This is a genomic window from Brevundimonas aurantiaca, from assembly GCF_014199955.1.
In the GTDB taxonomy this organism is placed as follows: Bacteria; Pseudomonadota; Alphaproteobacteria; order Caulobacterales; family Caulobacteraceae; genus Brevundimonas; species Brevundimonas aurantiaca.
In genome coordinates this window covers 1-12371 of record NZ_JACHOQ010000018.1, presented here as the reverse complement: position 1 = coordinate 12371, position 12371 = coordinate 1, and the positions used below count along the sequence as shown (strand labels likewise).

The window sequence follows — 12371 nt, the reverse complement described above, 5'->3', positions numbered from 1 at the left end:
TTTGCTCTTCCGTGAACCGTGATCGCTTCATTCTGTCCGTCCTTTCGAGGGGCGGACTCTAGCTATTCCTGGAGGAGTTTCAGGGGGTCACGTCAAGATCCTTGATAACCGACTTGTACAGGCCCTCATTGACATCGAGAAATTCGAGGACGTCTTCGCGCGTTCTATCTGCACTCCCGAGGAGTTTATTGATTGCGCGCATACCACGGCTCGCCTGCTCAAATCGTTTGGCGACTGCTTTGTCCTGCCTAGAGGTGCCCACGTTCAGTTCCGCTAGGATGGCTTCATGCTCCACGAACTCGATGATTGAGTGAGCCATTCCCGCATCGGTCAGAGCACTCTTCATCTTTCCAAGTTCGTTCGCTAGAGCGCGCTTTGCTACGAGCTCGAATCCGTCCCTTTCGATCCAAGCCTCAACCGGGATCACAGGTACGTAGTTGTACACATCGGTCTTGTCCTGGGCGGTGTCGCATCGGGCTGTGATAAGCAGCCCCAAAGCTGCAACCGCCGGATATGAATCCGACAGCCCGCATGTGAATATCGTCCCTTGAACAAATTCGCCTGGATTCAGCCGCCTCAGCATCCGTCTACAACCTCGATGATGACGCTCGTCAATTTCTTCACCGCTGAGCTTACTAGCCTCGGATTTAACGACACCCGGCGCTGAAGGAAAGACAACTGCTGATCGCCGCCACCAGCTATCCGTCACCGTAGCGAAAGGGTCGCGCCCTGCTGCTCGTGTGCGCGGTTGCGCCTGAACTTGGTACGGCCATTGCAAACCTTGAATTGATCGCCGCGCGCCACTCATCGGGTTCGCCCCAAGCGATGCGAGGCTTGCCGCTCGCTCTTCACACTTCCGAGCGCCCGCACCAGTTCCTCTCCGCCCGCAAACTCGTCGCGGCCATACCGCAAAACCGTTGCGTCCCTGTGCCGGCTCATCGCCACATAGGCCGCGTGTCGATCCATGTGGCCGCTGGCCAGAACCCAGGTACGGTCGACGGTCGCGCCCTGCATCTTGTGGATGGTCGCGGCGTAGCCATGCGTCAGGTCCGCGTAGTCCCTGCGGTCGAACCGCAGGGTTCTGGCATCGTCGAGCCGCACCTCCAGCCATGACCGGCCGAGCGCCGTCAGCGTGCCCAAGGTCCCGTTCTTCACCCCGAGCGAGCGCTCGTTGCGCAGGAACATGATCCGGTCTCCGCCAGCGAAGGCGCGGGCGCCGGCGCTGGTCTCCACGGTCTGATCCGGCCCAAGCTGGCCTGCGGTCCGCAGCGCCTCGCGCGCCAGCCGGTTGAGCTCCGCCACGTCAGCCCGGGTGTAGGCCAGCAGCATCCGGGAAGCGGAAGGATCGCGCTGCCGGTCGGCCATCCAGTCCTCCACCAGCGCCTGCCGCGCCTCCTGTTTCGTGTAGTGCGCCTGAACCGCGCCGGCGGCCTCGTAGCGCTCGATGGCTGCGGCCGTGCGGCCGGTCGCCAGTTCCTTCGTGGCCTCCCGCTGCCACGCCTCCCGCTGGCGTCGGACGGCGGTGATCTCGACGGCGCCGTGGCGCTCGACGAGTCGGCGGAACGGCGCGCCGGCCTCGATGGCCTGGAGCTGCTCCGGATCCCCGACCAGCACCACCTTCGCGCCGCCATGCTGCGCCGCCTGGAGCAGGCGGCGCATCTGTCGCGTGCCGACCATGCCGGCCTCGTCAATCACCAGCACGTCGCCCGCGTTGAGGGCGTCCCTCCCCCGCCCCCAGGCATGCTCCAGACTGGCCAGGGTGCGCGAGGCGATGCCCGAGCCCTTCTCCAGGTTTTCGGCGGCGATGCCGCTCAGCGCCGCGCCGATCACGCGGAAGCCTTCGGCCTCCCACGCCGTCCGGGCCGCGCCCAGCATGGCGCTCTTGCCCGTGCCGGCGTAGCCGACCACCGCCGCCAGCCGGCCAGCGAACAGCACATGCGCGACCGCGTGCTGCTGCTCCTCTGTGAGGAAACGGCTGGTGCGTCTCTGTTCGGCGGCGACGGCGTCCGCCGACCGGGCGGTGAGCCCGTGGTGCGGTCGATCGGCCAGCCGGTCCGAGGCGCGGAGCATCGCCTCTTCGGCGCGGACGAGATCGCGGCTAGTGAAGCGTTCACGCCCGCGCTCGTCCGGCTCCAGCCGTATCAGTTCGGGCGAGGCCAGCAGCCGCGCGTGCAGGCGGTCGAACTGGTCCCTGCCGTCGGTGTGGCGGAAGACGAAGCGCGCCAGATCGTGGCGGCTGAAGGTCGCCTGCGTATGGGTCAGGGCCGCCAGCGCCGCGGCCGGATCGCGCAGCAGCCGTTCGCCGTTACGGCGGGCGATCTCCCGGTGCTGGTCGACCCGTTCCGAGGCCCGGCCGCGCGCCTCCATCCGCGCGGCGGCCGGGCCGATCTTGAACTGGGGTTCGAGGTCGAGACCCTGATGCCTCAGGCTGCGGTGATCGATGCGGATGTCCTGGTCGAGCTCGGCGAAGCGGGCGTTCACATGCTCCGCCCACGCCTCGCGCCAGTGCTCCAGCAGTTCCGTGCTGTTCCAGTCGCGCGCCTTGGCGCCGAAGCCGTCCGGACCCGCCTCCCGCAGCGCCAGCATAACGTGGGCGTGGGGCCTGGGCAGACCGTCCTCGCCGACGTCGCAGTGGATGTTCAGATCGGCGACCATGCCGCGCCGGACGAACTCACGCTCGACGAAGGCGCGGGCCAGATCGATGGCGTCGTCCGGCTTCATCTCGCGCGGCAGGGCGAACTCGATCTCGCGGGCCAGCTGGGCGTCCCTGCGCTTCTCGCCCTGCTCCACCGCGTTCCACAGAACGGCGCGGTCCGACCAACGCTCCGGCGCGTCCTCAGGCAGCAGGATCTCCGAGTGCAGCACCCCGGTCTTGCGGGTGTAGTCGAAGGCCTGGGCGGTGCGGTCGTCGTACAGCCGGGAGGCCGAGCGGTAGGCCGCCGCCGCCACGGCGCTGCGCCCTGTCGAGCGGGAGATCACCTTCGCCGAAAGGTGGTAGATGGCCACGACCGCCGCGCCCCAAGCAAAGCGCACGTCGGAACGACGTATAAGCGCGCACTCCGGACAGCATGTCCGTCGTGACGGAGGCTGGCGTCCCGCAGGCCTACGGAGGTGGAAGCCGCGACGGAAACCGTCGCGACCGGTTCCCCAGGCGTGAAGCGACGTGCGACGCTGCCGGCCGCGGTGCAGTGAGCCGAGCAGATGGGCGAGCCCACTGGAGCGGCGGGCCGGATCGGCAAGTCGGCCGGTCATGAACCTAGCCCGAAGCGGCGCGCCCGTCCGCCACCGGCTGACGTCACCCTCTCCGCCACCGCAAACTTACGGATGCGCGCGCGAGGCAGGAACGGAGCATGATGGCGGCTCTTCGTACGACGAGAGAGCCGCCATCATGCGAAAGCCCCGGGATTTGGACGCTGAACTCGCCGCCCTCGCTGAGCGCACGGCGGCGCTGAAGGTCCGCCGGGTCGTCCAACTGGGCGAACTGGTGATCGCCAGCGGCGCCGACGCCCTGGGGGCTGACACTCTGGTAGGCGCGCTCACCGCCGCAGCGACCGAGACAAACGCTCAAATCCTCGCCCAATGGCGCCGGTCCGGCGAGGCCGTCTTTCGCGGCGAGCGACCACGCAAGATTGCGCAAGGCCATCCTCACGACCAGCAGAAAGCTGGCGAGGTTCCCGGCCCTGAGCAGGCGCATTGAAGCCATGCAGCGGCGCGTGGCGCATCAGGCTAACCAGGACGTCCGGCGCGCCCGCACTCGCCAGCTGATCGAACTGGGCGGCCTGGTGAAGAAGGCCGGGCTGGTCGAACTGACCCGCGACGACCGGAACACCCTGTTGGGCGGCCTCCTAATGCTGGCGGAACTGCTGCAGTCCCAGCGCCGCACCGCTTCGCTTCCGATCCTGCAACGGAAGGGTCGACGCGCCTTCCGGGGTGACATGGAGTCCTCCAGCGGCGATGCTGACGCCCCATGGTGATCCGTCGCGAATACCACCGGGCCGGCCGCGAAGAGCAGCGCCTTGCGAAGCGCGGCGGTAAGGGCAAGACTCGGCGCATGAAGACAAGTCTGGATCATCTGCCGATCGGCAAGCGCCGCGAGCTGGAGCACGTCGTCCACGTTATCCAGGACGAGTTCGGCAAGGCTATCGCCAACCGTCGCGCCGAGGGCGTGAAGGACGGTCAAATCCTCAAGATCATCCTCTACGGATCGTATGCCCGGGGCGACTGGGTCGAAGATCCGGTGGGCCGCTACTTCTCCGACTTCGATCTACTGGTCGTGGTCAGTGACGAGAAGCTGACCGACGTGCTGGAGTTCTGGGAAGGCGCCGAGAAGCGCCTGCGGGCCGACCTCGCCTCGGGCGCCCATCTGCGCACGCCCGCCGACCTGATCATCCATTCGCTTGATGACGTAAACGACCAGCTTACCCAGGGTCGGTACTTCTTCGCCGACATCGTGCGCGAAGGCGTGGTGCTGTTCGAGGAGCCGGATCATCCCTTCGTCGATCCGCAGCCGCTGCCGAGCGATGCTGCGCTGAAGGAAGCGCAGAAGTTCTTCCAAGAGCACTTCGTCGGCGGGCAGCAGTTTCTCCGACAGGCCCAACACGCCGTAGACGATGAAGCGCCGAAGGTCGCGGCGTTCGATCTCCACCAAGCCGCTGAGCATTTCTACAACGCTGTGCTCTTGGTCGCGACGTTGTACACGCCGAAATCTCACAACCTGGTCCGGCTGCGGAACGCCGCTGAACCGATCGACCCCAGGCTTGCAGAGGTCTGGCCGACCGCGACGAAGTTCGAGAAGCGGTGCTTCGAGCTGCTCCGCGCCGCCTATGTGAAGGCGCGGTACTCCGAACACTACCGGGTTACGGCTGAAGAGCTCTCTTGGATGATGGGGCGCCTCGAGGTGCTCCGGGATGTCGTGCAGGCGATCTGTCGGGAGCGCCTCGACAGGCTCGCGGCTCTGCGTGACGAGGCCAACGAAAGTTCCGCTGACGCCGCCGACGCCGCAACCTGAGCGCCGGTGGATCGTTTCGATTATTGCGTTTATTGCGATTACCGGCTATGAGGACATCCGACCGAGGAGCCCCCCATGACCATGCCAGCCTTCGCCGAGGAACTCGGCGGCCGGCTGCCGTCCGCCAGCGAGAGGGCGGCGGCCAATCAACTGCGCCAGATCCTGGCGGCCCAGGCAGCCGGTGAAGCGGAACAGAAACTCCGCGTCATCGACGATCAGAACAAAACTTCAGAGATCTTCCTGGCGCCAGCGCTGTCGCGCCTGCTGATGGAACTGCTGCGCCACGTCGGCAAAGGCGACGCCGTCACCCTCGTACCGGTGAGCCAGATGCTGACCACCCAGCAGGCTGCGGACATCCTGAACGTCTCCCGCCCTTTCCTGATCTCCGTGCTGGAGAAGGGAGAGATCGAGCACACGCTGGTGGGCCGCCACCGCCGCATCAAGGCCGAGCATCTGTTCGCCTATAAGCGCGCCCGCGATGACCGGCGTGCGGATGCGCTGGCGGAACTGGCGGAACTGGACGCGGACCAGCTCTAGGCGATGTTCGCGAACCGCTTCACGGCTCTTGTGGATGCCTGCGTCCTCGCCGGGGCCCTGAAGCGGAACCTCCTGCTTAGCCTGGCGGAAGCTGAGTTCTTCCGCCTCCGCTGGTCCACGCCCATCCTCGACGAGACGGAAACAGCTATCCGCCGTACTCTGGCGGACAGAGGCGCCGAAGACGCTGCTGATCGCGCCCGTCGTTCACGTCAGGCGATGGAGCGAGCGTTCGAGGACGCCACCGTGACGGACTTCGAGGGCATGCTTGGTGCCTGTCAGGGTCTGCCCGACTCAAATGACGCCCATGTACTGGCTGCGGCCCTGAAAACCCGCGCCGCCATCATCGTCACCGACAATCTCCGCGACTTTCCTGACCCATTCGTGAGACCGCTAAACCTTGAAGTGCGAAGCGCCGACGACTTCCTGGCGGACACCATCGCTCTCGATCCTGGCCGTGCGGTCGCGGCCATCCGCAGGATGCGCGAGCGTTTCAAACGACCCGACAGGACGGCTGAACAGCTCCTCCTCGACATGGAAGCCGCTGGACTGACGGCAACGGTCGATGGCCTGAGAGGTCACGTTCTGTCTCTTTGATGGGACGTCGCAAGGGCGCCAACAGCGAACTCGCCCTCGTCGCCGGAACACACGACATTCTCGATCCAAGGGCCGTCCCGCTGGCAAAGACCCGTCCGCGCGAGGCCTTCAAGGCCGACGGCCGCCACCAAATCCTGGCGGACCGCCTATCCCTTGTAGCGGTGCTCGCTCGCAAAGCGAATCTCATATCCGGAGAACGCCTTGAAGGGCGTCAGGGCAGCCGCTACTCCATCGCATTGCAACGCCGAGACCGAAGCGCTCATGACTGAACCTGTATCGATTAACGTCGCGGTCGCCACCGCTGGGCTCCGCGCAATCCCGAGTGGGAAAGTCGTGGACTTCATCACCGGGCGTTTGATGAACGATACACCGGAGGAATACGTCAGGCAGAACGTCGAACAGAGCCTGATCCTCGAATACGGCTATCATCGCGAACAAGTTGAGGTTGAATTCCCGATCAAGGTCGGGTCCGGGAAAAAGCGCGTGGACCTCGCCATCTTCGCAGTCGGCGCAAGCCATACACAAGACAACATTCAACTTATCATTGAGACGAAGAGAGAAGGCACCAAGCGGGACGATCGGAACGACGGCGTCGGCCAGCTGAAGAGCTACATGGCATCCTCGGTCAATTGCCAGTATGGCATGTGGACCAATGGGATTGATCGAGACTGCCTGTTCAAGTCAGTCGACGCGGGCCAGCACGTCTTTCTCGACGCCATCGACATTCCCACGCAGGGTGCCAAGAAAGCGGATGCGCCGACGCGGGAGTACCTTCGAGCCGCGACCGGCCAGAACCTGCTGTTCACCTTCAAGCGCTGCCACAATTATATCGCAGGAAGCGTGGGGCTGCAGAAGCCGGACGCCTTCTGGGAGCTGCTGAAACTGATCTTCTGCAAGATCGAGGATGAGCGCTCGGACAACGAGAAGCTTGAGTTCTACGTTACCCAGAGCGAGCGGTCGTCGATGGACCTTCAGGGCCGCGTCAAGGCGCGGCTCGATCGCGTATTTCGGGACCTCGTGCTCGCGAAGTACCCGACGATTTTCAAGCCGAACGAACAGCTCGAGATGAGCGGCGCAACCCTAGCCTACGTCGTCAGCGAGATGCAGCAATACTCACTGCTGGACTCGCCCGTAGATGTCAAAGGCATCGCTTATGAAGAAGTGGTCGGCAGCAATCTACGCGGGGACCGAGGCGAGTTCTTCACGCCGCGGAACGCCTGTCGGATGGCGGTTCAGATGATCAACCCTCAGGCCAATGAGGTGATTCTTGATCCGTCGTGCGGTACTGGCGGGTTTTTGGTCACGGCGATGAACCATGTCCTGTCGAACATCGACCGCAAACACAAAAATCGATGGAGCAGCCTGCGCCCATCGCCCGAGCAGCAGGCGGAGTGGTACAGAGAGCGCCACAACTATTTATCGAACAATATCTATGGTCTCGACCTGAATCCGAGTCTCGTCCGCGCGGCTAAGATGAATATGGTCATGAATAACGACGGCTCTGGAAAACTCTTCCAGTGCAACTCGTTGGAGCATCCCCACCGCTGGCCGGCCGAAGGCCCGCCCCCGTCCTTGCTGGGCAGCGTCGACATCATCTTCGCCAACCCGCCATTTGGGACCGAGATTACGATTGATGACCCCCGCATTCTGGCACAGTACGAGGTCGGCGGTGCTTGGGAAAAGACGGAGAGCGGATTCCAGCGGCGACTGGACCGCAAAGGTGAACCCGTCCTTCAGTCCAGCCAGTCGCCCGAGGTGCTGTTCGTGGAGCGCTGCCTACAGTTCCTCAAGCCCGGCGGCCGCATGGCAATCGTCCTACCCAACGGCCTGTTGAACAATCCGGGCCTGGCATATTTCCGGCAGTCGATCCTCAGGCAGGCACAGCTGCTCGCCGTTGTCGACATGCACCGGGATCTGTTCCAACCCCGCAACGACACCCAGACAAGCATGGTACTGTTGCGGAAGTGGTCCGAAGGCGAGACCGCAGCTAGCCACGGCGACTACCCTATCTATATGGCGATCGCCGACAAGATCGGTCACGATAAACGCGGTAACACCCTCAACAAGAGGGCACCGGACGGTAGCCTGCTCTTGGAACACACCTCGCGACGTCATCGAGTCCCGGGGCCGGACGGAACGTTCGAGGAGGTTGAGGTCCATACCAGCGAGGCCGTCGTTGACGACGATCTCGACGACATCGCGGCGGCCTATCACGCGTGGTTGACGCAACAGATGACGCCGGCGCGCGGACGGGGTGCGCAAGGGCCAGCCACGTGAGAGAAGCTTCCATTACGCTGAGCGAAGTCTCGGGCACCCTGCGCTTCGATTCCAAATACTTCATCTCGCGCATCAACCCGGTTCTGCAGGAGATTTACGGCGGCCGGTTCACTCTGCGGACAGTCGCCGACTTCCTGCCCGAGGGGAAAATCTGGTCGGGAAACATCTTCTCACGCGTTTACGCCGAAGATCCGACTCTGGGGAAACCGCTGCTCGTCCCCTACGACTTATTCCGATACGTACCCTGGTCGGACAAAGTGCTCAGCGAGAGCCAAAACGCCCAGTATAACAAACTCGCCATAAAACGTGGGACCGCCTACCTCGTCTGTTCCGGTCGAAACCTCGGCCCGATCTCGGTGGCAGATAAGTTCTGCGAAAACTTCTGCATGTCGCACGACATGGTCAGGATCGATGCGGGCGGGCTGACCAACGCCTTCTTCTATGTCGTCGCTTTTCTGTCGTCCAAGCACGGCCAGGCCGCCGTTCGCACCGATATGAACGGCTCGGTGATCGACCACACCAATGAGAAGCAGGTGGCGGCGATCCGCATCCCGATTCTCGCCCAAGAAACCATGGACGCCGCGGCGAAGCTCTACCGGATAGGCTTCCGCAAACGCGAGAAGGCGCGCCAGCTGTTGGCGAAAACACGCGCCGCGTACGACAGCCAGTTCAGCCTCAGCCGAGACGCCCATTTCCGCGCTAAACGCTTTGCACGGCGATTCGCGATCAACCGGTCAAGCCTAGTCGATCGCATCGATGTGGAACCCTTGGCGCCCCAGTACCAAAGTCTCAAGGCAAACATTGTCGCGGGCGGCGGCCGTCGCCTCGACAGTCTCGCCGAGGTCGCCAAACCGGCGGGCCGTTACAAGACCAACTATGTGACGGACGCCGCTTTCGGCGTGCCGATGATGAACGGTCGGCAGATCGCGCAATATCAGACGATCGCCATGAAGCTGATGAACATCAGCAGCTTCAAGACGGCGAATTCCTTCCTGCTTGAACGCGGCATGACCTTGCTCACGGCCGATGGCCGCGCCGAGGAAAACCTCGCCGACTGCGTCATGGTCGCGGATGACAGAAACGGTTGGGCCGCCAGCGGCCATGTTCACCGGGTCAAACCCCGGCCCGGCGTGCATCCGGGCCTCGTCTATCTGGCGTGCGCTTCCACGCCGGTTCAGGCGCAACTGAAGGCGCTGGCTACTGGGTCCGTCGTCGACGCCCTGAGCGAGGCGGACGTCTCCTCCGTCATCGTACCCTATGCGGACACCCCAGAAGCGATGGCGCTGGGCGATGCGGCCGTTCGGGCCTGGGACCTGTTCGCGGCCGCGACGGCCGCAGAAGACATGGGCAAGGCGCTTCTGGAAGGGGCCTTCAGCCGCGACCCGGTCAATTTGGTTTGAAGCGCAGAGCCGGCGGCCGAACGCTTCGCAGGCTGACCATTGTCGTCGTGCCCTCGAATTCCGTCTGCGGGTCGTGACGTCCCTGACGACGACACAGCCAGAAGCCGGTAGGCGGAGGTCGTCCACACCATCACACCATCACACCAGAGCGACCAGATCGTCCTCGAATCGAGAATCCCTTTGACGCTCGCCCAAGCGCGCGAATTACGGATGGACGGCCAGCGTTCGGGCTACGGCCGTGATGGTTGCGATCCGCTCGGCCGGGCGATCAAAATTCAGTTGTCACGAAGGTTCTGCCCCCTGAAGAGCAGCCGGCAAACGTCAGGTCGATTAGAGCGATCTGGTGCGCGACTTTCTGAACGAGGGCGGGGAAGCAATGTGCGTCGTTCAAGCCAAGGCCACTACGCCTGGTTGATGGCTGCGTGGCTTTGGGTTGAGCGACTTATAGGGCATGGAGTGTTCAGTGCGGCCACAGGTGTCCAGTTCCATTGGCTGGCGGTGACCAGTTTTGTGGCGGCACACAGCTCCCGCAGTTTCGCTACCGCGTCCTTGCGGGGCGGCTTCTGCCGACGACGCCCCATACGCTTGCACGTCGCCACCTTCTTCGGCGTCGCCGCCGGAGCGCTCTGATGGCCTCCCTCCTCCGCCCACCCCGGCGCTCCCCGCCGCCCGCCGCTGATCTCCGCCGCGTCGCCCGCCTCCTCGGCCGCCAGCTCGCCCGAGAGGCCTGGCAGGCGGCGCCATCACAACCCGTTGACGCCCCCTTGCCGCCGGAACAGCCCCGGCCCTAGCCTGCGGTTCTCCATTCCCGCACCGCACGCAGGAGCCGCCGCATGACCCGCGTCGCCCTCTACGCCCGCTATTCCAGCGACCAGCAGAACGCCGCCTCGATCGACGATCAGTTGCGCATCTGCCGCGAGCAGGCCGCCCGCGACAGCCTGCGAGTCGTCGGCGCCTACCGCGACGCCGCAATCTCCGGCTCCAGCGTCATCCTGCGCCCCGGCATCCAGTCGCTGCTCCAGGACGCCCAGGGCGGCCAGTTCGACGTCGTCATGGCCGAAGCGCTGGACCGCATCTCGCGCGACCAGGCCGATGTCGCCACGCTGTACAAGCACCTGCAGTTCGTCGGCGTGCGCATCGTTACCCTCGCCGAGGGCGAGGTGTCCGAACTCCACGTCGGCCTGAAGGGCACGATGAACGCCCTCTTCCTGAAGGATCTCGCCAACAAGACCCGACGCGGCCTGCGCGGACGGGTCGAACAGGGCCGATCCGGCGGAGGCCTCTGCTACGGCTACGATGTCGTCAAGCGCCTCAGCAGCGAGGGCGAGCCGGTTCGGGGCGAACGCACCATCAATACGGCCGAGGCTGAAGTCGTGCGTCGCGTGTTCCGCGACTTCGCCAACGGCGTCAGTCCCCAGGCCATCGCCCTGCGGCTCAACGCCGAAGGCGTGCCCGGACCGTGCGGCCGGCTCTGGAGCGCGACCACCATTCGCGGCCACCAGAAGCGCGGCACAGGCCTGATCAACAACGAGCTCTATATCGGTCGGCTGATCTGGAACCGGCAGCGCTACGTGAAGAACCCCACGACCGGCCGACGCGTCGCCCGCCTCAATCCTCCAGAGGCCTGGATCACCAGGGAGGTGCCGGAACTCGCCATCGTGCCTCCGGAGCTGTGGCGGTCGGTGAAGGCCCGTCAAGGCCAGATCGCGGTCGAGTACGCCGGCGTCATAGAGGCGGTGCAGAAGTCCAACAGCCTGAACCGCACGCACCGGCCGAAGTCGCTGCTCTCGGGGCTGGTCCACTGCGGCGTCTGCGGCGGGCCCTACACGCTGCGCGGCCAGGGCCGCTTCGCTTGCTCCCAACATATCGACACCCGCTCCTGCACCAACGGCCACACCATCAGCCGCACCGCACTGGAAGACCGCGTCCTCGCCGGGCTGAAGGATCGACTGATGGCGCCGGACCTCCTCGCAGAAGCCATCCGCGCCTACGTCGACGAGACCAATCGCCTGAACCACGAACGCCGGGCGGCGAGCGCCGCCGGGCAGAATGAATTGCGGAAGATCGATCGGGCCATCTCGGGGATCCTCGACGCCATTGAGGACGGCCGGCGCACCTCGGCCCTGATGGAGCGCCTCTACGAGCTGGAGGACCGCAAGGCGGCCCTAAAGGCCCGGATGGCCGAGGCGCCGGAGGACACCCCCGACGTCCATCCCAACATCGCCGATCTCTATCGCCGCAAGGTCAGCCGCCTGGCCGAGGCGCTCAATGATCCCGCCGATCGCGATGAAGCCTCTGACGCGCTGAGGGCCCTGATCGAGCGGGTGGTGCTGATGCCCGGCGACCGGCGTGGCGAGGTCCATGCGGCGCTCCACGGCGAGTTCGGAGCCATCCTGGACTGGTTGGGGGCCAGATACAGCAACACCCCCGAAGCCGGAGCTTCGGGGGTGTCGGTGTCAGTGGGTGCGGGAGCAGGATTTGAACCTGCGACCTTCAGGTTATGAGCCTGACGAGCTACCGGGCTGCTCCATCCCGCGGCAGGGGTGGTTTGTGGA

At 64.7% G+C, this 12371-nt stretch carries 10 protein-coding genes, 1 tRNA gene and 1 pseudogene; 8 read left to right on the top strand and 4 right to left on the bottom strand.

Annotation, left to right across the window (positions count from 1 at the left end; all coding sequences use genetic code 11):
• Nucleotides 1–79: 79 nt before the first annotated feature.
• Together GGQ93_RS16080 and traA are read right to left on the bottom strand one after the other, a co-directional pair.
• Entirely contained in the window at nt 80–808 is a 729-nt protein-coding gene (locus GGQ93_RS16080) for a hypothetical protein (RefSeq protein WP_183218387.1), read from the bottom strand.
• The gene (gene traA, locus GGQ93_RS16075) at nt 805–3006 is read right to left on the bottom strand and encodes a Ti-type conjugative transfer relaxase TraA (protein ID WP_183218385.1); all 2202 of its coding nucleotides are present in this window, start codon (nt 3004–3006) and stop codon (nt 805–807) included. The genes GGQ93_RS16080 and traA overlap by 4 nt, the downstream gene beginning before the upstream one ends.
• Nucleotides 3007–3388: 382 nt before the next feature.
• On the opposite strand from traA, the gene GGQ93_RS16070 reads away from it, so the two are divergent.
• The 8 genes and pseudogenes from GGQ93_RS16070 to GGQ93_RS16505 form a co-directional block, all read left to right on the top strand.
• The gene (locus GGQ93_RS16070; RefSeq protein ID WP_183218383.1) at nt 3389–3697 is read left to right on the top strand and encodes a conjugal transfer protein TraD; all 309 of its coding nucleotides are present in this window, start codon (nt 3389–3391) and stop codon (nt 3695–3697) included.
• 4 nt (nt 3698–3701) lie between these two features.
• Nucleotides 3702–3974: a conjugal transfer protein TraD gene (locus GGQ93_RS16065; RefSeq protein ID WP_183218381.1), complete on the top strand. Its 273-nt coding sequence runs from the start codon at nt 3702–3704 to the stop codon at nt 3972–3974.
• Nucleotides 3968–5008 (top strand): HEPN domain-containing protein, encoded by a 1041-nt coding sequence (locus GGQ93_RS16060; protein WP_224764374.1) that lies wholly within the window; start codon nt 3968–3970, stop codon nt 5006–5008. Before GGQ93_RS16065 ends, GGQ93_RS16060 begins: the two co-directional genes overlap by 7 nt.
• 75 nt (nt 5009–5083) lie before the next feature.
• Nucleotides 5084–5545 (top strand): excisionase family DNA-binding protein, encoded by a 462-nt coding sequence (locus GGQ93_RS16055; RefSeq protein ID WP_183218379.1) that lies wholly within the window; start codon nt 5084–5086, stop codon nt 5543–5545.
• A gap of 3 nt (nt 5546–5548) precedes the next feature.
• Nucleotides 5549–6139, top strand: coding sequence for a PIN domain-containing protein (locus GGQ93_RS16050; protein ID WP_183218376.1), 591 nt, complete (start codon nt 5549–5551; stop codon nt 6137–6139).
• Nucleotides 6140–6472: 333 nt separating this feature from the next.
• Nucleotides 6473–8416 (top strand): type I restriction-modification system subunit M, encoded by a 1944-nt coding sequence (locus GGQ93_RS16045; RefSeq protein ID WP_221233755.1) that lies wholly within the window; start codon nt 6473–6475, stop codon nt 8414–8416.
• Entirely contained in the window at nt 8413–9816 is a 1404-nt protein-coding gene (locus GGQ93_RS16040) for a restriction endonuclease subunit S domain-containing protein (RefSeq protein ID WP_183218374.1), read from the top strand. The genes GGQ93_RS16045 and GGQ93_RS16040 overlap by 4 nt, the downstream gene beginning before the upstream one ends.
• A gap of 833 nt (nt 9817–10649) precedes the next feature.
• Nucleotides 10650–11696 (top strand): annotated as a pseudogene (locus GGQ93_RS16505) (recombinase family protein); the annotation flags it as partial.
• A gap of 285 nt (nt 11697–11981) precedes the next feature.
• Here the strand turns inward: GGQ93_RS16505 and GGQ93_RS16355 are convergent.
• On the bottom strand, nt 11982–12179 hold the full coding sequence (locus tag GGQ93_RS16355; protein WP_224764375.1) for a hypothetical protein: 198 nt from the start codon (nt 12177–12179) through the stop codon (nt 11982–11984).
• A 97-nt stretch (nt 12180–12276) separates the two neighbouring features.
• Nucleotides 12277–12353, bottom strand: a tRNA-Met gene (locus GGQ93_RS16030).
• Nucleotides 12354–12371: the final 18 nt, after the last annotated feature.

Excerpts from the sequence above, each read along its gene's own strand:
- GGQ93_RS16080 (WP_183218387.1), bottom strand. The coding sequence starts at position 808 with ATGAGTGGCGCGCGGCGATCAATTCAAGGTTTGCAATGGCCGTACCAA.
- GGQ93_RS16070 (WP_183218383.1), top strand. The coding sequence starts at position 3,389 with ATGCGAAAGCCCCGGGATTTGGACGCTGAACTCGCCGCCCTCGCTGAG.
- GGQ93_RS16065 (WP_183218381.1), top strand. The coding sequence starts at position 3,702 with ATGCAGCGGCGCGTGGCGCATCAGGCTAACCAGGACGTCCGGCGCGCC.
- GGQ93_RS16060 (WP_224764374.1), top strand. The coding sequence starts at position 3,968 with ATGGTGATCCGTCGCGAATACCACCGGGCCGGCCGCGAAGAGCAGCGC.
- GGQ93_RS16055 (WP_183218379.1), top strand. The coding sequence starts at position 5,084 with ATGACCATGCCAGCCTTCGCCGAGGAACTCGGCGGCCGGCTGCCGTCC.
- GGQ93_RS16050 (WP_183218376.1), top strand. The coding sequence starts at position 5,549 with ATGTTCGCGAACCGCTTCACGGCTCTTGTGGATGCCTGCGTCCTCGCC.
- GGQ93_RS16355 (WP_224764375.1), bottom strand. The coding sequence starts at position 12,179 with ATGGACCTCGCCACGCCGGTCGCCGGGCATCAGCACCACCCGCTCGAT.